Below are 21,307 nucleotides of genomic sequence, written 5' to 3'. Positions count from 1 at the left end.
GTCGCCGCCGGCACGGGCCCGCCCGTCAACGGCGCAGGCGCAGGAGAAACCGTGCTGCCCGAGCCGTTAGGCTTGTCAGGGCCCTTTGTTTCGCGGGCAGCCCGACCTGGACACCAACCTGAAAGTGGTTCTGTGCGAAAAGTACTAGCAATCCTTCTTCCGCTGCTGTTGCTGCTGACGGCGTGCGGCGGCCCGACGACGGACTCCTTCGAGGGAAACGCGTCGGGGAAGTCCGCGGGAGCCGCCGAGATCTTCGACACCGTCGAGGTCAGCGGAGGCTCCGACGAGGAGGCGCCCACCGTCGAGTTCGACGAGCCGCTGGACACCAGCGCCGCTGCGGCCAAGACGGTCCAGGAGGGCGACGGCGACGAGATCCAGGAGGGCGAGCAGATCCGCGTGCAGCTCGTGGCACTCAACGCCGAGGACGGCTCGGTGCTCGGTGAGACGTACAGCCAGGGCGAGCCGCAGGTCCTGCCCCTGGACGACACCTTCAAGGGCGAGTTCCCCGAGCTGTTCGAGGTCCTCATCGGCACGAAGGTCGGGTCCCAGGTCGCCTTCGCGGCGCCCGCCCCGGAACAGGGCGCGGGAGCGGCCGAGAGCCCGAAGCAGATCCTCGTCCTGAAGGTCATCTCCGCCGAGCAGCCCCCGCCCGAGCCCGAGGTGATGTCCCCCGAGGACGTCAAGAAGCTCGACGACGAGGGGCAGCTGCCGACCTTCACGTTCGATGGGAACGGCGCCCCCGAGGTCACCATCCCCGAGAACGACCCTTCCGACGACCTCGTCGTGAAGGTGCTCGAGGAGGGCGACGGCGAGGTGCTCGCCGAGAGCGACACCATCACCGCGAACTACACCGGCTGGACCTACGCCGACGGCGAGAAGTTCGACTCGAGTTTCGACCGCGGCGAGGCGGCCAGCTTCCCCCTGAACGGCGTCATCACCGGCTGGACCAAGGGACTCGCAGGCCAGAAGGTCGGCTCCAAGGTGATGCTGGTCATCCCCGAGCCGTGGGCCTACCCCAACGCCGCCCAGGGCCAGCCGTCCGGCACGCTCGTGTTCTACGTCGAGATCGTCAGCAAGGACGCCGCCCAGTAGTACCAGGCACACCCCTGCCGCCGGATGACCCGGCACCCTTCCAACGCCCTTCCCACGAGAGGAAAACCATGTCCTTCGGACAGCGCAGCTTCGACCGGCAGAAGCCGGAGATCGACTTCCCCGCCCACGACGCCCCCACCGACCTCGTCATCGAGGACATCATCGAGGGAACCGGCGACGAGGCCAAGCCCGGGAACACCGTGTCCACGCACTACGTGGGCGTGGCGTTCTCGACGGGCGAGGAGTTCGACGCGTCCTGGAACCGTGGGGCGCCGCTCGACTTCCGCGTCGGCGTGGGCCAGGTCATCCAGGGCTGGGACCAGGGACTGCTCGGCATGAAGGTCGGCGGACGTCGCCGCCTGGAGATCCCGTCGCACCTCGCCTACGGCCCGAGCGGTGCGGGCTCGGCGATCGGCCCCAACGAGGCGCTGATCTTCGTGGTGGACCTGCTCGCCGTCCGCTAGCACCACGCGGGCCGGAGCCTCCGCTCCAGCCCGTTCGCCCAGCAGCATCGTCCAGGAGGGACGCAGGTCAGCCCCGGTTGGCGTGCGTCCCTCCTGCCGCTCCGAGGAAAGGTAGGGTTTCACCGTGTCCGCAAAACGTACCGAACGCCTCCTCACCCTCGTGATCATGCTGCTGTCGAGCCGCCGCGGGTTCACGAAGGAGGAACTGTTCGAGGAGATCGACCTGTACCGCGAGGCGACGTCCGTGGCAGCACGGGAGAAGCTCTTCGACCGGGACAAGGCAGCCCTCCGCGAGCAGGGGATCCCGCTCGAGTCCTTCAGCGAGGACGCCCTGTTCGACAACGACAACACGGTGCAGCGCTACCGGATCGACGCCGAGGACTACCGCCTCGGCGGGGTCACCTTCCAGCCCGAGGAATACGCCGTCCTCAACCTCGCCGCCGGCGTGTGGGACCAGGGCTCCCTCGACTCCGCGGCATCCCGGGCTCTGCGCAAGCTCAGCTCCCGCAGCACCGACGGCGGGATCGAACTCACGCCCCTCATCCAGCCGCGCATCACCACCGACGCACCCTACTGGGACGTCGTGTGGCAGGCTCTCACCTCCCGGGCGCCCCTCCGCTTCCCGTACCGCGCGGCCAGCACCGGGCGCGAGGAGGTCCGCACCGTCCACCCGTGGGGGATGGGCGCGCGCTTCGGCCACTGGTACCTGGTCGGCTTCGACACCACCCGCGACGCCGAACGCTTCTTCCGCCTCTCCCGCATGACCGGCGAGCCGGTGATCCTGCCGGGGACGTTCGACGTCCCGGCGTCGTTCGACATGAACCAGACGCTCTCCTCGCTCTCGCGCCGCGAACCCGACCGCACGGCCGTCATCGCCGTGCGCCCCGGTTCCTGCCAGGTGCTCCGGGTCCGGAAGGACACGGAGGTCCTGCAGACGGGGGAGGAGTGGGACGTCCTGCGGGTACCGTACGCGGCGGCCAGCCCCATGGCGGCCACGGTCGCGGGACTGGGCACCAACGCGAGGGTGCGCGAGCCCCAGGAGCTCGCCGTGGAGGTCGGGCGGCTGCTCGACGGTGCCTACGAGGCCGCCGTCGCCGCACCGCACGGCCTCGAGATCACCCAGGGCGTGCGGCCGGCGCCGCGGCGGAAATCCTCCGCCCAGGACCATCTGCTCCGCCTGCTGGACCTCGTGCCCTACCTCCTGGCTCATCCGGGCGCGGAGGTGGGCGAGACGGCACGGCGGTTCGACGTCAGCGAGAGCCAGCTGACCAAGGACCTCGACCTGCTGTTCGTCAGCGGGCCGCGCCATTACCCCGACGGCCTGATGGACGTGAACATCGAGGACGGCCGGATCTACCTCACCAACGCACGCGACCTGGCGGAGCCCGTGAAGCTGAGCATGGACGAGGCCTGCTCCCTGATCGTCGGGCTCCAGGCACTGCGCGAGCTGCCCGGCATGCGGAACAACGAGGCGATCGTCAGCGCCCAGACGAAGCTCACCGCCGCCGCGGGCGACGCCGCCCGCATCGGCACCGCGGTGGCGACGAAGCTGACGGAAGACGACATCGACCCCACACTCGAGGTGCTGCAGGCCGCCCTGCACTCCCGGGTCCGGGTGGAGGTCGACTACTTTGTGCCCACGCGCGACGAGATCACGCACCGCCTCCTCGAGCCCATCCGGATCTTCCTGCATCAGGACACCTGGTACCTCGAGGCGTGGAGCGTGGACTCTGACGGTCTGCGCAACTTCCGCCTGGACCGCATCCAGAGCGCGGCACTGACGGACCAGCCGGCCACGGCCCTGGTGGACGAGGAGTCCCTCGCCCGGGACCGGCGCGCGGTCCTGCCGTACCGTTCCGGTGACACGGACCAGGCCGTCACGCTCCTGCTGGAGCCGCGCGCGCGCTGGATCGCTGCCCAGTACAACGCGGACGCCGTCGAGGAACTCGGCGAGGACCGCCTCGCGGCGCGCCTGAAGGTGGCGTCGAGCGCCTGGATCCCCGGTCTGGTGGCAGGACTCGGCGGGTCCGCCGCCGTCGTCGCGCCGGACCACCTGCGCGAGGAGACCCTCCGCTGGCTCGAGGCAGCCAGGGCGCACCAGGCCCTGGCCTAGACTGGACCCATGCTCTGGTGGATGTGGATCGTGCTGTGGGTGGCACTGGTGGCGGTCAGTGTGATCTTCCTGGCCGTCGTCGGGTTCCGCGTGTTCCGTCGTGGAATGCGAACTCTCGGTGAATTCGGGGAATCGATGGACCGCCTCCAGGTGGACGTCCCGCCCGACGACGCCGTCGCCGCGAGCTCATCGGGAGTACCCGGGATCCCCGTGCCCGCCGTGTTCTCCCGGCCCGAGGACATCCGTGCCGCTCGTGAGCTCGCCCGGCTACGCCGTGCCGACGACCGACGCAGCAGGCGTGTCGTCAAGCGCGCCCGTCGCGGACAGCCCCAGCTCCTGCAGGACATGCCCCACCTGTGACCTAAACTGGTGGGGGGATCAACGAGAGGAATTGGGCATGAGGCTCGAAGGCTGGCATATCGTCATCATCATCGTTCTTGCGATCGTCCTGTTCGGCGCTCCGAAGCTGCCGGGCCTGGCGCGCAGCGTGGGACAGTCACTGCGGATCTTCAAGTCCGAGGTGAAGCAGATGAAGGACGAGAACAACACCCCGGACGCCGGGACCGATCCTGTCGAGGGCCGCGTGGTCACCAACCCCGCCCCGCAGGCCAACGCGCAGACGTACGCGCCCACCTACCAGACGCCCGTGCAGCACCCGGGGCAGCCCGGGCAGGCACCCCACCAGGGTGACGGCCGCGCTGACGGCCGCGCTGACGGCCGTGCTGATGGTCATGCTGATGGCACCCAGGCCGGCCCGTCGCAGCACGGCAGTTCCCCCTCGACCGGCCAGTAGGCCCGGACGTCCCGGTGTCACCATCCAAGGTCCGTCCGCGCGGCAGGAAGGCCAACCCCGAGGGGCGGATGGCCCTGAAGGAGCATCTGCGCGAGGCGCGCAACCGCCTGTTCAAGTCCGCGATCGCGGTCATCCTCGCAACCGTCGCCGGCTTCTTCGTCTACGAGCCGGTCCTGCGCGCCCTGGCGGCACCGATCATCGCGATCAACACCCAGGAGGGCAGGACGGCGTCGCTGAACTTCGACAGCGCCGCGTCGCCGTTCGACCTGCTCATCCAGGTCTCCGTGTTCCTGGGCCTTGTCATCTCCAGTCCGGTCTGGCTGTATCAGCTGTGGGCGTTCATCACCCCGGGGCTGAAGTCCAAGGAGCGCCGGATCGCGCTGGCGTTCATCGCCGTCGCCGTCCCGCTGTTCCTGGCGGGCATCTACCTGGCCTGGCTGATCCTGCCCAACGCGGTGCGCGTGCTGACCGAGTTCACCCCCGAGGACTTCTCCAACTACATCAGCGTCACCGTGTACTTCACGTTCGTGCTGCGGCTCATGCTCGCGTTCGGCATCGCGTTCCTGCTGCCCGTGGTGCTGGTGGGCCTGAACATGGTGGGCCTGGTCTCCGGCAGGCAGATCCTCAAGGCGTGGCGGATCACCGTGTTCCTGGTCTGCCTGTTCGCCGCGATGGCTGCACCGGGTGGGGACGCGCTGAGCATGTTCTACCTCGCGGTGCCGCTGCTGCTGCTGTTCTTCGTCGCCATCGGGCTGTGCCTGCTCAACGACAAGCGTCGCGCCCGGCGCAACGCCGCCCGCGAAGCCTCCGTCGAGGCCACCGCCGACACCGCGTCCCCCCTCGACGCCCTGTAAACAGCCTGACCCCGCGCCGGACGGACCGCCGGAAGCGCTACGGCGACCGCCCCGTCCGCAGGACACGCTCCGGCCCCTCCTGCAAGCACCACCGGTGCCCGGACGGAGTCGACATGCTCGGCGTGCCCGCTCCGGGCCGACCGTCTAGGGTGGACGAATGACCACCCCCGCGGAGAGATACGCCGCTGCAAAGGCCCGGACAGAGCGCTCACGGACCCAGCTGTTCCAGTTCGCGCAGACCCTCGGCTTCGAGCTCGACCCGTTCCAGCAGGAGGCGTGCACGGCCCTCGAGGCGGGCCGGGGAGTGCTCGTCGCGGCGCCGACGGGCGCCGGCAAGACCGTGGTGGGCGAGTTCGCCGTCTTCATGGCGCTGCAGCAGGGCCTGAAAGCCTTCTACACCACGCCTATCAAGGCCCTCAGCAACCAGAAGTACTCGGAACTGGCGGCGGTGCACGGTGCCGACCGCGTGGGGCTGCTCACGGGCGACACGAGCATCAACGGCGACGCCGACGTGATCGTGATGACCACCGAGGTCCTGCGGAACATGCTGTACGCGAACTCGGACGCCCTCGACAACCTCGGCTACGTGGTGATGGACGAGGTGCACTACCTTGCCGACCGGTTCCGCGGGGCGGTGTGGGAGGAAGTGATCATCCACCTGCCCACCGAGGTCAAGCTGGTCTCGCTCAGCGCCACGGTGTCCAACGCGGAGGAGTTCGGCGCCTGGCTCGACACCGTCCGCGGGGACACGGACGTCGTCGTGTCCGAGCACCGCCCGGTCCCGCTGTGGCAGCACGTCATGGTCGGGCAGAACCTCATCGACCTCTTCGCCGGCGACGTCGCCTTCGACGAGACGGCACCCGCCGGGGCGGGCAGCGGAGCGCGGGACCAGTACGACGTGAACCCCGAGCTGCTGGAACTGGCGAGCAACGAGATCCGGCTGAACCAGCGCGCGAACTGGGGCGGCGGCGGGCGGCGCGGCCGGCAGCGCAACGGACGCGGCGGGCCCCCGCAGGTGAGCGCGGTACGACGCGCCACCCGACCCCAGGTGATCAGCGCCCTGGACCGCGCGGACCTGCTGCCCGCCATCACGTTCATCTTCTCCCGGGCCGGGTGCGAGGCCGCCGTGACCCAGTGCCTGCACGCCGGGCTCTGGCTGACCACGGAGGACGAACGCGACGAGATCAGCGAGACGATCGACCAGGCCACGCTGGACATCCCGCGCGACGACCTCGAGATCCTCGGGTTCTGGACCTGGCGCGAGGGCCTGATCCGCGGCTTCACGGCGCACCACGCCGGGATGCTGCCCACGTTCAAGGAGATCGTGGAGCGCCTGTTCGCCGCAGGGCTCGTGAAGGCCGTGTTCGCCACCGAGACACTCGCGCTCGGCGTGAACATGCCCGCCCGGACCGTCGTGCTCGAGAAGCTCGACAAGTTCAACGGCGAGGCGCATGTGGACGTGACGGCGGGGGAGTACACGCAGCTCACCGGCCGCGCCGGACGCCGCGGCATCGACGTCGAAGGCCACGCAGTCGTCCTGTGGCAACCGGGCACAGACCCCGGCGCCGTCGCAGGGCTCGCCTCACGGCGCACCTACCCGCTCAACTCGAGCTTCCGGCCGACCTACAACATGAGCATCAACCTCATGGCGCAGTTCGGGCAGGAGCGCTCACGCGAGATCCTCGAGACGTCCTTCGCCCAGTTCCAGGCTGACCGGTCCGTCGTCGGGCTCGCCAAGCAGGTGCGCAGCCGGGAGGAATCGCTCAAGGGCTACGAGAAATCCATGACCTGCCACCTCGGGGACTTCCGCGAGTACGCGAACCTCAGGCGCGAGCTGACCGACCTCGAGTCGCGGGCGTCGCGGGACCGGTCGCGGACCCTGCGCTCCGCCGCCGAGACCTCGCTGGAGGCCCTCCGTCCGGGCGACGTGATCGACGTCCCGGGCGGGCGGAGCCAGGGCTACGCCGTGGTGCTCGACAGCGACACGTCCCGGGAACCGCGGCCCACGGTGCTCACCCTCGAGACGCAGATCCGACGCGTCGGTGTGCAGGACCTCGACGGGCCCGTGGAGGTCCTCTCGCGTGTCCGCATCCCGAAGCACTTCAGCGCGCGCAGCCCGAAGGACCGCCGCGACCTTACCTCGTCCCTGCGCAACGCGCTCGAGGAGAAGCGACCGCCACGCCGGGGCGCCGACCGGGTCTCGGCCGGCCACTCCGCGTCCGCAGCCGCCGAGGAGCGGGCCATCACGGACCTCCGCCGGCGCCTCCGCGCCCACCCCTGCCACGGGTGCAGCGAGCGGGAGCAGCACGCCCGCTGGGCCGAGCGGTGGTGGAAGCTGCGCCGGGAGACCGACAACCTCGCAGGCCAGATCCGCGGCCGCACGAACACGATCGCCAAGACCTTCGACCGCGTCTCGGAGGTCCTCGGCCACTACGGGTACCTGGAGTACACCGATGACGGGGTGTCCGTCAGCGCATCGGGCCAGAAGCTTCGCCGCATCTACGGTGAGAAGGACCTCCTGATCGCGCTGTGCATCGAGCAGGGCGCGTTCAGCGACCTCGACGCCGCCGAGCTCGCCGCCCTCACCACGGTGCTGGTCTACCAGGCGAAGCGCGAGGAGCGGGGCGTGCGGCCGGTCATGCCGAGCGTCTCGCTCGAGGGCTCCGTCGAGACGATCATCCGCCAGTGGTCCCAGCTCAACGACGTCGAGGAGCAGCACCGGCTCCCCGTCACCAGCGAGCCCGAGCTGTCGCTCGTCTGGCCGATGTTCAAGTGGGCGCAGGGCCGGTCCCTGCAGGCAGCCCTGAGCGGCACCGAACTCGCGGCCGGCGACTTCGTGCGCTGGGCCAAGCAGGTCATCGACCTCCTCGATCAGATGGCGAAGGTGCCGGACCTACCGGGCAACCTGCAGCAGACCTGCGTGCGGGCCATCAGGCTGGTGCGCCGCGGCGTGGTGGCATACTCGAACATCAGTGAGTAGTCCCCGCCCCGGACCCGCCGACCACAGAAAGCCGCCCAGCGCCCCCATGCCCAGCCCCCGCCCCGCACCCGTCCTCTACCGCAACGGCTCCGTCTACAGCCCCGCCGATCCTTTCGCCACCGCCATGCTCGTCGATGGCGGCACGATCGCCTGGGTGGGCACCGAACACGCCGCAACGAACCTCGAGGGGCCGGACGTGCGCAGCGTCGACCTCGACGGCGCACTCGTGACGCCCGGCTTCGTGGACGCGCACACGCACACCACCGAGACGGGCATCGCCCTCGGCTCGATCGACCTGACGGGATGCCGATCGCTCGAAGGACTGCTGGACGCCGTGGCCACCGCGGCCGCCATCGGGTCCGCGACCGTCCTCGGTTTCGGCTGGGACGAGTCGCAGTGGCCGGAGAAGCGCGTCCCCACGGCCGCGGAGCTGGACCGTGCCGGCGGCGGCGCCCTCGTGTACCTCGTGCGGGCCGACATCCACTCCGCCGTGGTATCCGGCACGCTCGCCGCAGCGCTCGGCCTAGCAGCCCTCGATGGCTGGGACGACGGGTTCGTGGTCCGTGCGGCCCACGAGGCGTCACGGCAGGCCACACGCAGCCTCACGCCGGAGCAGCGCGGCACCTACCAGCGCGCCGCGCTGCTCCACGCCGCGAGCCGCGGATACGTGGCCGTCACGGAGATGGCCGCGCCGCACATCGCCCCGCGCGAGGACCTCGAGACGCTGCTGTCCCTCGACGGTCCCGGCCGCGACGTCCCCCTGCCCGAGGTCATCCCGTACTGGGCTCAGCTGACATCCTCCCGTGATGAGGTGCGCGAGCTCATGCAGGGCTTCGGGGGCCGCCTCGCGGGCCTCGCCGGTGACCTCAACGTGGACGGCTCCATCGGCTCTCGCACCGCCGCCCTCCGTGAGCCCTACAGCGACGATCCCGGCAACCGGGGCACGCTCTATCTCGACGCGGACGCGGTCGGAGCACATCTGCTCGCCACCACCGCCGAGACCGTCCAGGCCGGCTTCCACGTGATCGGGGACGCCGGGCTCGACGTCGTCCTGCAGGGTCTCGACGTGGCCGCCCGTGAGCTCGGCGTGGAGGAGGTCCGCCGGGCGCGGCACCGGCTGGAACACGTGGAACTCGCCGACGACGCCGCCATCGCGGCGCTGGTGCACTACGGCGTCGCCGTGAGCGGTCAACCGGCGTTCGACGCCCTGTGGGGGGTCGAGGACGGCCTCTACGGGCAGCGACTGGGGGAGCGCAGCGCCGGCATGAACCGCTTCGCCTCCCTGCTCTCCGCGGGCGTCCTCGTGGCGCTCGGCTCCGACAGCCCCGTGACCCCCCTCGACCCCTGGGCGTCCGTCCGCGCGTGCCTGCAGCACAGCAACCCGGCGGAGAACATCTCCGCCCGGGCCGCGTTCATCGCCCACACGCGGGCGAGCTGGCGCCTTTCCGGCCGCAGCCCAATGATGGGCCAGCTCGCGCCCGGGACCCCTGCGTCCTTCGCTGTGTGGAAGGTCGACGAGCTGATGGTGCAGACCCCGGACAACCGGGTGCAGCCCTGGAGCACCGATCCGCGCGCCGGAACACCGCTGCTGCCCGCCCTGGACACCGAGAACGCCCCGCTCTGCCTCGAGACCGTCCACGACGGGCGGCGCCTCTACGCCGCCGAAGGCTTCGCCACGGCCTAGCGCGGGACGCGGGATGCGGTCATCGGAGGACGGCCCAGATGTCTTCCCACGCCGTCCTGACCTGCGATGGAAGACGTCGTCGCAGGTCAGACGCCCGTTGACTCTCACTCCACAGCACGTAAGCTTTTGCGTTACGGGTTGGATGACCTCCCACGGGAGGGCACCTGGCTGGTCTCCTGAGCGCAATGCATCGGCCTTCTGAATGGCGCGTGTTGCCCATCTAGGCAGAGCTGGCACTCAAGGGCAGGTCCACGTGTCGTTAGAAAACGGCGCCGCCATCCGTGCCGACGCCGGTACGAAGGTGCGTGGATCTGCCCGCCCGTCCGCCGCCCCTCCGTCGCCCGTCCGGCGTGGGCCTGCCGTGGAGGGCGGGGGCGGTCGCCTATGCTTGGACACTGGCTCCGTTGTGTGCGGGGCGGTCCCTGCGCGATGCGCACCCTCTGATGGAAAGGCCCCAGCTGCGTGCGAGTCATCACGATCATCCCCACCTACAACGAGGTCGAGTCCCTGCCGCGGACCCTGGCCCGGCTACGCGCGGCCGTGCCGGCCTCGGATGTCCTGATCGTCGATGACAACAGCCCCGACGGTACCGGTGATCTCGCCGATCGTGCCGCGGCCGCCGACGCGCAGGTGCACGTGCTGCACCGCACCGGCAAGGAGGGTCTGGGAGCGGCGTACATCGCGGGGTTCCGGTGGGCGTTGGAGCGCGACTACGACGTCCTGGTGGAGATGGACGCGGACGGCTCGCACAGGCCCGAACAGTTGCAGGGCCTGCTGGATGCCGTGGACCGGGCGGATCTGGTGATCGGCAGCCGCTGGGTGAGCGGCGGCAGCGTGGTGAACTGGCCGGCGCACCGCAAGCTCCTTTCGCGGGCCGGCAGCACCTACTCGCGGCTGATGCTGGGTCTGCCGGTCCGTGATATCACCGCCGGGTTCCGGGCGTTCCGGCGCTCCACCCTCGAGGCCCTGGATCTGTCCGCGGTCGAGTCGGTGGGCTACGGCTTCCAGGTGGATATGACCTTCCGGGTCGCCCGGCTGGGCCTGACCATCGTGGAGGTGCCCATCACGTTCGTGGAGCGCGAGCTCGGGGACTCGAAGATGAGCGGGAACATCGTGCTCGAGGCGATCGCGAATGTCACGCGCTGGGGCCTGGGCGCCCGCTGGAAGAAGCTCACCGGCCGCGCCTAGCAGACACCGGCAGACGCCGACACACCACGGCAGCCGGCAGCCGGCCCCACCCCGGCACCGCACCAACGACGAAGGCACCCGCCGTCCGGCGGGTGCCTTCGTCGTATCCGTGATGCGCCTGAAGGTCAGGCGGAGCGGCGCTCCCCGCGACGCTCGCGCAAGATCGTCAGGCGGTCCTGGAGGATCTGCTCCAGTTCCTCGACGGAGCGGCGCTCGAGCAGCATGTCCCAGTGGGTGCGGACGGGCTTGTCGTTCGAGGTGTCGGGCTTCTCCCCGTCGACGAGGAGAGCTTCCTTGCCGGTCTTGGAGACCCAGGTCGCCGGGATCTCCGCTTCGGAGGAGAAGGTCACGAAGACCCGCTCGCCGTCCTCGCACCGATACTCGACCCGCTGCCGGGGAGCGGGCTCGACGCCGGATTCCGTCTCCATCGACTGCGCTCCGAGGCGCATGCCGCGCAGGCTGCGATCGCTCATGATGATCTCCTCATTCCCATGGCCCGTGGGGCCGTTGCCGCTGGTGTTCACCGGAAATCTGGGCGGGCCGTGCCGCCGAAACGCCCGGTGCCTCTCCCGCCGAAGGGACGGAAGGGAAGCTGTCGGTATAACACCGTCCGCCGCAGGGATGTTCCCGCGGGCGGAGGGGTAAACACCTAAGTATACAGGGCCGCCCACTGGGCTCCGCGAGGGGCCGCGGACGGCGATGGGCCGCCACCGGAGCGGTGGCGGCCCATCGTGGTCCGGCAGGCGCGGCTCAGGACCGCGACACCATCTCCGGCCCGTCCGACGGCGAATCCGGCGTGGTGGTGCCGAGGACGTTGCCGATGCCCTTCAGCGCCTCGCCGACCTCGCTCGGGATGATCCAGAGCTTGTTCGCCGAGCCGTCAGCGAGTTTGGGCAGGGTCTGCAGGTACTGGTAGGCGAGCAGCTTCTGCGTCGGGTTGCCCTTGTGGATGGCGTCGAACACCTTGTGGATGGCCTGCGCCTCACCATCTGCACGGAGGATCGCAGCCTTCGCGTCACCCTCTGCAGCAAGGATGGCGGCCTGGCGCTGGCCCTCCGCCGTGAGGATCTGCGACTGCTTGGTTCCTTCCGCCGTCAGGATCGCGGCGCGGCGATCACGCTCGGCACGCATCTGCTTCTCCATCGAATCCTGGATGGAGTGGGGCGGATCGATCGCCTTGAGCTCCACGCGACCTACCCGAATACCCCAGCGGCCCGTGGCATCGTCGAGCACTCCGCGGAGCTGTCCGTTGATCTGGTCACGGGAGGTGAGCGCCTCCTCGAGGTTCAACCCGCCCACCACGTTACGGAGGGTTGTCGTGGTCAGCTGTTCGACGGCCTGTATGTAGTTGGCGATCTCGTAGGTCGCCGCCCGGGGGTCGGTGACCTGAAAGTAGACCACGGTGTCGATGGACACCACGAGGTTGTCCTCGGTGATGACGGGCTGGGGCGGGAAGGAGACCACCTGCTCGCGGAGGTCGAGGAGCGGCAGCAGCCGGTCCACGAACGGGATCAGGATCGTCAGCCCCGGGTTCAGGGTCCGCTGGTACTTGCCGAGCCGCTCGACGACTCCCGCGCGGGCCTGCGGGATGATCCGCACGGACTTCACGAGGACGACGAGGACGAAGATGATGAGGGCGATCAGGGCTACTGCGAGTCCGATCGTTCCGGCGGAGCCGTTCATGAATCCCCTTTGTTGTGGTGGTTGCCCTCCGGCCGGGGTCGGTCGGGGAGCGGGAAGCGGGACGGTCGGCGCTAGTCGCCGGCAATCGGCGCGGCGCGGTCGGTGTCGGGGCCGGCGGGCTCGACGACGGCGGTGGCGCCGTCGATCCTCGCGACGGACAGGCGGGTGCCGGCGGGCAGCGCGGCGCCGTCCGACGAGCGCGCCGTCCAGGTGTCACCGCCGATCTTCACGGTTCCGGAGTTGGCCGTGACCGGCTCCAGGGCGAGGGCCGACGCGCCGACGAGGCGGTCGATGTTGTCGAGCTGGTCCCGTGGACCCTTGCGCAGGTGCTGCACGGCCACCGGCCGGACGAGCAGGATCATGAGCAGCGAGACGACGGCGAACACGACGACCTGCAGCACCAACCCCGCTCCGACGAACGTGGCGACCAGTGCCGCCAGGGCGCCGACCGAGAGCATCAGGAAGAGCAGGTCGAGGGTCAGGGTCTCCACTGCCGCGAGCCCCAGGAACAGGACCAGCCACAGGATCCAGCCGTTGTCGAGCAACCACTCCATCGGGCATCCCCTCGTCTGCGTGCCGCAGGAAGCGGCCGTCGGTCCCATTCTGGCAAAGGGGTCCGACAATACCTAGGTGCCGGGCCGCATACCCGCGAGTTGTTACCCTTCCGTGCCGTCCGCGCCTGGCGGCTCCGAACCTGGCGGCTCCTTGCCTGACAGTGGTCAGGGGCGGGTCAGGACCTGGACGGTGAAGCGTGCCGCGACCTCCAGCGGGGCAGCGCCGGCCACCTCCACGTCCTCCGCCACGTCCTCTGCCCGTGCGTGCCGCGCCGCGGGTCCCATGACCAGGGCGGAGCGGGCGAGGTCCCGCGGAAGGGACAGGGAGTAGTCCAGATCCTCCCGCCCGGTCTCCACCAGCGCTCCCTCGAAGGATGCGAGGACATCGTCGGCCTTGTGTGCCGGCACGGACAGCAGCGGACCCACCGCCTCCAGCCCGGCGAGGTGTCCGGGCCGCGGAGTGACGACGACGAGGCACCCGCCCGGCGCGAGGACGCGCACGAACTCGCCGGGGTTGCGCGGCGCGAACACGTTCAGGAGCACGTCGACCGACCCGTCGGCGAGCGGGAGCCGCCGCCAGATGTCCCAGACCAGGCTGATCCCACCGGGCAGCCTGCGGGCGGCACGCCGCAGGGCGATCTTCGAGAGGTCGAGCGCCACGGGATAGCACGCGGGCGTCTCGGCCACGAGCCCTTCCAGGTAGTAGCCCGTGCCCGCGCCGGCGTCCAGGGCCACGGCGGGGTCCGCCGTATGGCCGAGGATGGACCGAACCACCGCCCGGCGCAGCGGGGCGTAGGCGCCCGACCCGAGGAACTGCTCCCGCGCGTCGACCATCTCGGCCGTGTCGCTCTCGAAGGGCGACCCCTTGCCGGTGAGCAGGTTGAAGTAGCCCTGGCGGGCGGCGTCGAAGCGGTGCCCGAGCGCACACGCCAGCGACCGGTCCCCCTCCTCGAGCGCGGAGGAGCAGACGGAGCAGACGAGGAGGTGATGGGGGAGGGCGGACACCGTCCCATCCTAGGGAGAGGACGCCCTGCACCGTTGACTCAGGCCACTGTTTCGGGTCTGATCGGGAGGGTGAAACCAGACCAGATCGAACTCCTGACCACCACCGGCACACCGACGCTCCATCCGGACGGCTCCCGCCTGGTGGTCGCCGCGACCCGGCCCGACCTCCGCGCCGACAGCTATGTGGGCCAGCTGTGGGAGATCACGCTCGACGGCGAGCGACGCCGGCTGACTCGCGGCTTCCGCGACACGGCGCCCCGGTACTCGCGCGACGGCGCGCTGCTCGTCTTCCTCCGGACGGCGCCGGGCGGCAAGCCGCAGCTGTTCGCCGTGCGCGCCTCGGGCGGCGAACCCGTGCAGCTCACCGACCAGCCCCTCGGCGTCGCGCACTTCGACATCTCCCCGGACGCGACGACCATCGTCTTCGCGGCACGCGTACCCGAGCACGGGCGCTACGGCACCGTCGACGGCGTGAGCAGCGCACTGGAGGATCCGCGCCTGATCACCGGGTACAAGTACCGGATGAACGGCCTCGGCTACACGACGGACAAGCGCTCCCAGCTGTTCAGCGTCCCGGTGCCCAGCCTCGATGCAGAGCCGTACATCGCCGCCGTCGGCCGGATGAAGCAGGAGCACGCGGACGGCCCGGGCGCGCTCGAGGAGCAGGGAGCGGTGCCACCCGCGACGCAGCTGACGACGGCGGACGCCGACCACCTCGAGCCGGTGTTCTCCCCCGACGGGCAGCGCATCCTCTTCACGGCCGCGCTCGCGCAGGACGCGGACTCCACCCTCGTGTCCGACCTCCATTCGATCGCGCTCGACGGCGGCGAACACCGCACGCTGACGAACCTCGGCGGCGACACGCGCCTCGGGTGCAGCGCACCTCGGCCGAGCACCGACGGCGCGTGGCTGTTCTTCCTGGCATCGGATCTCTCGCCCTCGGGCCTGGACTTCGTGGCCCGCAACACGGCCCTCCACGTCCTGCCGATCGGGGACCCGCAGGACGTGCGGCGACTCACCGACCCCGAGACCGTGGACGTCGGCGATGTCCAGGAGATCGTCGCGGACGGGCCCGCCTCCGTGCTCGTCGTCAACCGCTCGCGCGGCATGGGTGAACTCCTCCGAGTCTCGGCCGCAGGGGAGAGCGAGACCCTCGTCACCGGGCCCACCGTGGTGACGGGAGCCTCGGCAGCCGGGGGCGGCGTCGTCGTGTCCTACACCGACCCGACCACCTCCGGCGACGCCGCGGTCGTCGAAAGCGGCGAGTTGCGTCGTGTCTCGGACTTCTCGGCCGCCCTCCGCGACGACACACGCGTGGCGGAGCCGCAGGAGCGCACCTACCCTGCGCCCGACGGGACGCCCGTGCACGGGTGGGTCGTCCTGCCCGAGGGCGAGGGTCCGCACCCGGTGCTGCTCGTCATCCATGGCGGGCCCTTCGCCCAGTACGGGTGGGGCTACTTCGACGAGGCCCAGGTGTACGCCGCCGCGGGCTACGCGGTGCTGCTGTGCAACCCACGCGGCGCCGCCGGCTACGGGCAGGCACACGGCCGCGTCATCAAGGAGGCGATGGGTACGGTGGACCTCGACGACGTCCTCGCGTTCCTCGACGGCGCGCTCGCCGAGTACGACGTCATGGACGACGAGCGGCTCGGGGTCATGGGCGGCTCCTACGGTGGCTACCTGACGGCCTGGACGATCGCCCACGACCACCGCTTCGAGGCCGCGATCGTCGAGCGCGGCTACCTGGACCCGCCGTCGTTCGTGGGCTCCTCGGACATCGGCTGGTTCTTCTCCGAGCAGTACACCGGGACGGACCCGGCGAGGGTGGCGGAGCAGAACCCGTTCGCGAAGATCGGGCAGGTGCGGACGCCGGCGTTCGTCATCCACTCGGAGGAGGACCTGCGGTGTCCCATCGAGCAGGCCCAGCGGTACTACACGGCCTTGAAGAAGCAGGGGGTCGAGGCGGAGCTGCTCGTGTTCCCGGGCGAGACCCACGAGCTGTCGAGGTCGGGGTCACCGTGGCACCGCAGGCAGCGCTTCGAGCACATCCTGCGGTGGTGGGCACGCTACCTGCCCACGGAAGCGAATCCCGCGCACTCTCCCGCGCAGTAGCGGATCCGGTCGCCGCGCGGCGGGGTCAGAAGCCGAGACCCTGCCGTGCGGCGTCGACGGTCGGTTGCGCCCACCGGTGGTGCTCGGAGTCGGCCGTGAGGGACCGCAGGACGGCCCGGTCCAGGTACAGCTGCCCGTTCAGGTGGTCGGTCTCGTGCTGCACGATCCGGGCGGGCCAGCCCTCGAACCCGGTGGTGACGGTGATGCCGCCGGGCTGCGTGTAGGTGGCCGTGATGCGGGCGTGGCGCTCGACGACGGCCTGGTAGCCGGGCACGGAGAGGCAGCCCTCGTAGAATGCCGCCAGGGTGCCGTCCGCGGCCTCGTAACGGGGGTTGATGAGCACGGTGAACGGCAGCGGAGTGCGGCCGCGGGCGTCGGCGACGGCCGGGTCCTGGACACCGCGGTCCTCGAGCACGGCGATCCTCAGCGGGATGCCTATCTGCGGTGCGGCGAGGCCCACGCCCGGCGCCTCGTGCATCACGCGCCGCATCGTGGAGATCAGCCGACCCAGCGTCCCGTCGTCGAGCTGGCCGTCGAAGTCCTGGGCCGGTCGACGCAGAACCGGGTGCCCCGCGCGGACTACCGCGGGCAGGTCCTGGGCCAGCACGGCCTCGACCCGCTCCACGAGGGCCCCGGAGGGGAGCATCGGGGGGACATCGTCGGCTGGAGCAGCTGCAGTCATCCCTCCAGCAAAGCACAATCGCGGACAGGAACGGGTGCGCGCCCCATTGCCGCCTGCCGGGCGACGACGGAGAATCAGACGTGCTGCCCGCGGCCGGTCCCGCGGCGGTATCCCGTACGCACACCGGCCGCTCGCGAGGGCGGGAGGCCGGAGGATGGAGGCACGATGAGCACGGCCACGACGGACGCCGAGCAGGGACAGGCGCATGCCGCGGACAGCCATGACCTCATCAGGGTCCGGGGCGCGCGGGAGAACAACCTGAGGGACATCACGATCGACATCCCGAAACGGCGGCTCTCGGTGTTCACGGGCGTCTCGGGGTCCGGTAAGAGCTCGCTCGTCTTCGACACCATCGCCGCCGAGTCGCAGCGCATGATCAACGAGACGTACAGTGCCTTCGTGCAGGGCTTCATGCCGACCCTCGCCCGCCCCGAGGTGGACGTCCTCGAGGGTCTGACCACCGCGATCATCGTCGATCAGGAGCGCATGGGCGCCAATCCGCGGTCCACCGTCGGCACGGCGACGGACGTCAACGCGATGCTGAGGATCGTGTTCTCGCGTCTCGGCCAGCCGCAGATCGGATCCCCGCAGGCCTTCTCGTTCAACGTGGCGTCGATCAGCGGAGCGGGTGCCGTCACGATCGAGCGTGGGGGGACCACGGTCAAGGAACGCCGCAGCTTCACGGTGACCGGCGGCATGTGCCCGCGGTGCGAGGGCATGGGGTCCGTCACCGACATGGACCTCACGCAGCTCTACGACGAGGCGAAGTCGCTGAACGAGGGAGCGCTCACCATCCCGGGGTACAGCATGGATGGCTGGTACGGGCGCATCTACAGCGCCACCGGGTTCTTCGACGCGGACAAGCCCATCCGGGCCTTCACGAAGCGGGAGCTGCAGGACCTGCTCTACAAGGAGCCGACGAAGATCAAGGTCGACGGCATCAACATCACCTACGAGGGCCTGATCCCCAAGATCCAGAAGTCGATGCTCTCCAAGGACCGTGAGGCGATGCAGCCGCACATCCGCGCTTTCGTGGACCGGGCCGTCACCTTCACCACGTGTCCGGAATGCGACGGGACGCGCCTCAGCGAGGCGGCCAGGTCCTCGAAGATCGACGGCGTCAGCATCGCCGACGCGTGCGCCCTGCAGATCAGCGACCTCGCGGCCTGGGTCCGCGGGCTCGCCGAACCGTCCGTGGCACCGCTGCTGACCGCGCTGGGGGAGACGCTCGACTCGTTCGTGGAGATCGGGCTCGGCTACCTCAGCCTCGACCGCCCCTCGGGCACGCTGTCCGGGGGCGAGTCCCAGCGGACCAAGATGATCCGGCACCTCGGATCGTCGCTGACGGACATCACCTACGTGTTCGACGAACCGACGATCGGGCTCCACCCGCACGACATCCAGCGCATGAACGACCTGCTGCTGCGCCTGCGCGACAAGGGGAACACCGTCCTCGTGGTCGAGCACAAACCCGAGATGATCGCGATCGCCGACCACGTGGTGGACCTCGGCCCGGGGGCCGGGACCGCGGGGGGCACTGTGTGCTTCGAAGGGTCCGTCGATGGACTGCGGCGCAGCGGCACGCTCACCGGCCGGCACCTCGACGACCGGGCGGCCCTGAAGGCCACGGTGCGCGGGCGCCGTGGCGAGCTGGAGATCAGGGGAGCGACGTCGCACAACGTGCGGGACGTCGACGTCGACATCCCGCTCGGCGTGCTGTGCGTGATCACCGGTGTGGCCGGATCGGGCAAGAGCACCCTGATCCACGGGTCGGTATCTCCCCGCGAGGGCGTGGTGGCAGTGGACCAGACCGCCATCAAGGGCTCGCGCCGCAGCAACCCCGCTACGTACACCGGCATGCTCGAGCCCATCAGGAAAGCATTCGCGAAGGCCAACGGTGTCAAGCCGGCCCTGTTCAGCGCGAACTCCGAGGGCGCCTGCCCTACCTGCAACGGCGCCGGCGTCATCTTCACGGACCTCGCCATGATGGCCGGCGTCGCCACGACCTGCGAGGTCTGCGGCGGCAAGCGGTTCATGGCCGAGGTGCTGGAGTACAAGCTCGGCGGTAAGGACATCAGCGAGGTCCTGGCGATGCCCGTCAGCGAGGCCACCGAGTTCTTCCGGGTCGGCGAGGGCAAGGTGCCCGCCGCCCACGCCATCCTCAGCCGGCTGTCCGACGTGGGGCTCGGGTATCTGAGCGTCGGTCAGCCCCTGACCACACTGTCCGGCGGCGAGCGCCAGCGCCTCAAGCTCGCCACCCACATGGGGGAGAAGGGCGGCATCCTGGTCCTCGACGAACCCACGGCGGGCCTGCACCTGGCCGACGTCGAGAATCTGCTCGGCCTGCTGGACCGCCTGGTCGACGCCGGCAAGTCGGTGCTCGTCATCGAGCACCACCAGGCCGTGATGGCGCATGCTGACTGGATCATCGACATCGGACCCGGCGCGGGGCACGACGGCGGCAAGGTCATCTTCGAGGGAACGCCCGCTGACCTCGTCGCCGCACGGTCGACTCTCACGGGCCGGCACCTGGCCGAGTACGTCGGCGCCTGAGGGCTTTCGGTGGAGCGGTTGCCGGACACTGCGTCCCGCGCAGCCGACCCGGTACCGGGGCGTCGGTGCCCGCGTGGGCCGAGGAGGAACGAGCAGCACATGCAGCGCCCGTCGGCCGGGTCTGCGTCCTGGCCGCTGAAGCGGCACTGTCCGTGGAGGAGGCAGGTCTGGTGATCGCGCTCGCAGGTGCTGCGGCGCAGGATGATCCCCTCGACGAACGGGCGTGGACCGCGCTGGTCCTCGTGCTCGAGGTGGCGCCGCAGTGCCTCGTCCGTGCGCGACCTGCGGGACAGCGACCGGGCAGAACCCGATGTGCGGATCTGACGCGGGGGAGCGCACGCAGGGCACCGAGATCATCTGTGCTCCCGTGGAACGACACGAGGTGAAGGCGGCAGTTGGACGGTTCCTCACGGCCGGCTTCGCGGCTCCGGTCCTGGTGGCCCTTCCCATCGTCCTCTGGGTCTGGGCGGAGGCGAAGCGCCATGCACTGACCAATGCGCGGGACGTCACCCAGCCGCCGGCGGACACGGCCGCCTGGTCCAATCGGACGCTGAGTCGCTCATCGCACTGGAGGCCGAGCAGGATCAGCGGGTCCGACGACTCCTCGCGGGCGGGCCGGCCACAGTCGCTCTCGAATCCCGGACCACGGAGGAGGACGACTACGAGGCGGGTTCCGGTGAAGTCTGGAGGTCCACGTCCTTTCCGCGTCGCAGAGCGGAGCTCCGGTGATCCTCGAGTCCTACTCCTCCGGCGAGGGGGTCCGACGAGAGCAGCGAACGGTCCTGATGGGCGTGATCCCACCCATGCTGCTCTTCCTGGCGGCACTTCAGCCGACGCAACTGGTTTCAGCGGTCCGCCTGGCACGGCGGATCCAGGTTCACCAGGCGGACCGCACGGCGTTGCTGCGATGCGCGATCGAGTCGTCCGACCAGGAGCGCCGCAGGATCGCCGGCGAACTCCACGACGAGGTGATCCAGAGCCATGACCACCGAGCTCCATCCCCCCGATCTCGACGAGCTCGGGCTGAAGGCGTCGCTCATGCGCCTCGGGGCGCCCCTCGTCGAGCGCGGGATAGGCCTGGCCATGGAGGTCCCCGGGATCTCGTCCTGGACCGCGACCGGGAGGCACTGCTGTTCCGGGTGGCGCGCGAAGCCCTCGTGAACGTCGGCAAGCATTCCTCGGCACGCTCCGTCGTCGTCCGGATCCGGCACACCGGGCGACTGAGCGAGATCTGCATCACCGATGACGGTGTCGGCTTCGACCCGGGGGCGACCCGCGCCGAGTGCCACCTCGGTCTCAGGATCCTCAGGAACACCATCCGTCAGGTCGGCGGCACACTCGACGTCCGGTTGGCCCCGGGGGTCGGGACCTCAGTCACCGCCACGTTCGGTGCCACCGCACCCACCATCGGCGTCGCCGACGGGATCGGTACTGGCGTCCCGGCGCCCGGCGCCACGCGGACCCGTCAGCTGCTGCCCGCCAGAGGGTCCTGAGCCGCACGCTGCGGGTTCCGAGCCGTGGCGTCAGGTGCCACTCGGACCGTGCAGATG

Annotated in this window: 19 protein-coding genes; 13 read left to right on the top strand and 6 right to left on the bottom strand. The window is 70.2% G+C overall.

Translation table 11 applies throughout. The annotated features are described in order from the left end of the window. Positions 1–132: 132 nt before the first annotated feature. The 9 genes from AC4D2O_RS06465 to AC4D2O_RS06425 all read left to right on the top strand — a co-directional run bounded on the left by AC4D2O_RS06465 (position 133) and on the right by AC4D2O_RS06425 (position 11,168). Positions 133–1,092 carry an FKBP-type peptidyl-prolyl cis-trans isomerase gene (locus AC4D2O_RS06465; protein WP_490905990.1) on the top strand — a complete coding sequence of 320 codons (960 nt, stop codon included), beginning with the start codon at positions 133–135 and terminating at the stop codon, positions 1,090–1,092. 68 nt (positions 1,093–1,160) lie between these two features. Further along, positions 1,161–1,556 (top strand): FKBP-type peptidyl-prolyl cis-trans isomerase, encoded by a 396-nt coding sequence (locus AC4D2O_RS06460; protein WP_490905989.1) that lies wholly within the window; start codon positions 1,161–1,163, stop codon positions 1,554–1,556. Between the two features lie 124 nt (positions 1,557–1,680). After that, positions 1,681–3,669 carry a helix-turn-helix transcriptional regulator gene (locus AC4D2O_RS06455; RefSeq protein ID WP_490905988.1) on the top strand — a complete coding sequence of 663 codons (1,989 nt, stop codon included), beginning with the start codon at positions 1,681–1,683 and terminating at the stop codon, positions 3,667–3,669. Between the two features lie 9 nt (positions 3,670–3,678). Next, positions 3,679–4,029, top strand: a complete 351-nt coding sequence (locus tag AC4D2O_RS06450) for a hypothetical protein (protein ID WP_490905987.1) — start codon at positions 3,679–3,681, stop codon at positions 4,027–4,029. A 37-nt stretch (positions 4,030–4,066) separates the two neighbouring features. Then, a complete protein-coding gene (tatA, locus tag AC4D2O_RS06445) occupies positions 4,067–4,462 on the top strand; it encodes a Sec-independent protein translocase subunit TatA (RefSeq protein ID WP_490905986.1) in 396 nt (131 codons plus the stop codon). 68 nt (positions 4,463–4,530) lie between these two features. Further along, positions 4,531–5,316: a twin-arginine translocase subunit TatC gene (gene tatC, locus AC4D2O_RS06440; protein WP_490906487.1), complete on the top strand. Its 786-nt coding sequence runs from the start codon at positions 4,531–4,533 to the stop codon at positions 5,314–5,316. A 157-nt stretch (positions 5,317–5,473) separates the two neighbouring features. Next, complete coding sequence (locus tag AC4D2O_RS06435) at positions 5,474–8,296, top strand: DEAD/DEAH box helicase (RefSeq protein WP_490905985.1); 2,823 nt, start codon at positions 5,474–5,476, stop codon at positions 8,294–8,296. A gap of 46 nt (positions 8,297–8,342) precedes the next feature. Continuing rightward, entirely contained in the window at positions 8,343–9,980 is a 1,638-nt protein-coding gene (locus AC4D2O_RS06430; protein ID WP_490905984.1) for an amidohydrolase, read from the top strand. A 462-nt stretch (positions 9,981–10,442) separates the two neighbouring features. Further along, positions 10,443–11,168: a polyprenol monophosphomannose synthase gene (locus AC4D2O_RS06425; RefSeq protein ID WP_490905983.1), complete on the top strand. Its 726-nt coding sequence runs from the start codon at positions 10,443–10,445 to the stop codon at positions 11,166–11,168. A gap of 125 nt (positions 11,169–11,293) precedes the next feature. On the opposite strand, the gene AC4D2O_RS06420 is transcribed toward AC4D2O_RS06425, so the two are convergent. From AC4D2O_RS06420 to AC4D2O_RS06405, 4 genes are all read right to left on the bottom strand, one after another. After that, positions 11,294–11,641 carry an RNA polymerase-binding protein RbpA gene (locus AC4D2O_RS06420; protein ID WP_104051092.1) on the bottom strand — a complete coding sequence of 116 codons (348 nt, stop codon included), beginning with the start codon at positions 11,639–11,641 and terminating at the stop codon, positions 11,294–11,296. A gap of 277 nt (positions 11,642–11,918) precedes the next feature. Continuing rightward, a complete protein-coding gene (locus AC4D2O_RS06415; RefSeq protein WP_490905982.1) occupies positions 11,919–12,851 on the bottom strand; it encodes an SPFH domain-containing protein in 933 nt (310 codons plus the stop codon). 71 nt (positions 12,852–12,922) lie between these two features. Next, positions 12,923–13,405, bottom strand: coding sequence for an NfeD family protein (locus AC4D2O_RS06410; RefSeq protein ID WP_490905981.1), 483 nt, complete (start codon positions 13,403–13,405; stop codon positions 12,923–12,925). A gap of 165 nt (positions 13,406–13,570) precedes the next feature. Then, on the bottom strand, positions 13,571–14,410 hold the full coding sequence (locus AC4D2O_RS06405) for a putative RNA methyltransferase (protein WP_490905980.1): 840 nt from the start codon (positions 14,408–14,410) through the stop codon (positions 13,571–13,573). Positions 14,411–14,479: 69 nt separating this feature from the next. On the opposite strand from AC4D2O_RS06405, the gene AC4D2O_RS06400 reads away from it, so the two are divergent. Continuing rightward, positions 14,480–16,522 carry a S9 family peptidase gene (locus AC4D2O_RS06400; protein ID WP_490905979.1) on the top strand — a complete coding sequence of 681 codons (2,043 nt, stop codon included), beginning with the start codon at positions 14,480–14,482 and terminating at the stop codon, positions 16,520–16,522. A 25-nt stretch (positions 16,523–16,547) separates the two neighbouring features. Here AC4D2O_RS06400 and AC4D2O_RS06395 read toward each other — a convergent pair whose 3' ends face one another. Next, complete coding sequence (locus AC4D2O_RS06395; protein WP_490905978.1) at positions 16,548–17,204, bottom strand: peptide deformylase; 657 nt, start codon at positions 17,202–17,204, stop codon at positions 16,548–16,550. Between the two features lie 165 nt (positions 17,205–17,369). Here AC4D2O_RS06395 and AC4D2O_RS06390 point away from each other — a divergent pair, with 165 nt between their 5' ends. Continuing rightward, entirely contained in the window at positions 17,370–19,757 is a 2,388-nt protein-coding gene (locus AC4D2O_RS06390; protein WP_490905977.1) for an ATP-binding cassette domain-containing protein, read from the top strand. A gap of 845 nt (positions 19,758–20,602) precedes the next feature. On the opposite strand, the gene AC4D2O_RS06385 is transcribed toward AC4D2O_RS06390, so the two are convergent. After that, a complete protein-coding gene (locus tag AC4D2O_RS06385) occupies positions 20,603–20,740 on the bottom strand; it encodes a hypothetical protein (RefSeq protein ID WP_490905976.1) in 138 nt (45 codons plus the stop codon). Between AC4D2O_RS06385 and AC4D2O_RS06380 the strand changes: the two genes are divergently transcribed. Beyond that, a complete protein-coding gene (locus tag AC4D2O_RS06380) occupies positions 20,739–20,918 on the top strand; it encodes a hypothetical protein (protein ID WP_490905975.1) in 180 nt (59 codons plus the stop codon). The two genes, AC4D2O_RS06385 and AC4D2O_RS06380, sit on opposite strands and share 2 nt — an antisense overlap. Beyond that, positions 20,897–21,250 carry an ATP-binding protein gene (locus AC4D2O_RS06375; RefSeq protein ID WP_490905974.1) on the top strand — a complete coding sequence of 118 codons (354 nt, stop codon included), beginning with the start codon at positions 20,897–20,899 and terminating at the stop codon, positions 21,248–21,250. Before AC4D2O_RS06380 ends, AC4D2O_RS06375 begins: the two co-directional genes overlap by 22 nt. Positions 21,251–21,307: the final 57 nt, after the last annotated feature.

Source organism: Arthrobacter sp. TJ-238 (genome assembly GCF_058269215.1).
Note: the sequence above shows the minus strand (reverse complement) of the source record. Positions and strands in the feature narration are given on the sequence as shown.

Bases quoted from the DNA above. Each gene is read 5' to 3' on its own strand.
- AC4D2O_RS06435 (WP_490905985.1), top strand. From the start codon at position 5,474: ATGACCACCCCCGCGGAGAGATACGCCGCTGCAAAGGCCCGGACAGAG.
- AC4D2O_RS06385 (WP_490905976.1), bottom strand. From the start codon at position 20,740: ATGGCTCTGGATCACCTCGTCGTGGAGTTCGCCGGCGATCCTGCGGCG.
- AC4D2O_RS06415 (WP_490905982.1), bottom strand. From the start codon at position 12,851: ATGAACGGCTCCGCCGGAACGATCGGACTCGCAGTAGCCCTGATCGCC.
- AC4D2O_RS06395 (WP_490905978.1), bottom strand. From the start codon at position 17,204: ATGACTGCAGCTGCTCCAGCCGACGATGTCCCCCCGATGCTCCCCTCC.
- AC4D2O_RS06420 (WP_104051092.1), bottom strand. From the start codon at position 11,641: ATGAGCGATCGCAGCCTGCGCGGCATGCGCCTCGGAGCGCAGTCGATG.
- tatC (WP_490906487.1), top strand. From the start codon at position 4,531: ATGGCCCTGAAGGAGCATCTGCGCGAGGCGCGCAACCGCCTGTTCAAG.
- AC4D2O_RS06390 (WP_490905977.1), top strand. From the start codon at position 17,370: ATGAGCACGGCCACGACGGACGCCGAGCAGGGACAGGCGCATGCCGCG.
- tatA (WP_490905986.1), top strand. From the start codon at position 4,067: ATGAGGCTCGAAGGCTGGCATATCGTCATCATCATCGTTCTTGCGATC.
- AC4D2O_RS06450 (WP_490905987.1), top strand. From the start codon at position 3,679: ATGCTCTGGTGGATGTGGATCGTGCTGTGGGTGGCACTGGTGGCGGTC.
- AC4D2O_RS06380 (WP_490905975.1), top strand. From the start codon at position 20,739: ATGACCACCGAGCTCCATCCCCCCGATCTCGACGAGCTCGGGCTGAAG.
- AC4D2O_RS06460 (WP_490905989.1), top strand. From the start codon at position 1,161: ATGTCCTTCGGACAGCGCAGCTTCGACCGGCAGAAGCCGGAGATCGAC.
- AC4D2O_RS06430 (WP_490905984.1), top strand. From the start codon at position 8,343: ATGCCCAGCCCCCGCCCCGCACCCGTCCTCTACCGCAACGGCTCCGTC.
- AC4D2O_RS06410 (WP_490905981.1), bottom strand. From the start codon at position 13,405: ATGGAGTGGTTGCTCGACAACGGCTGGATCCTGTGGCTGGTCCTGTTC.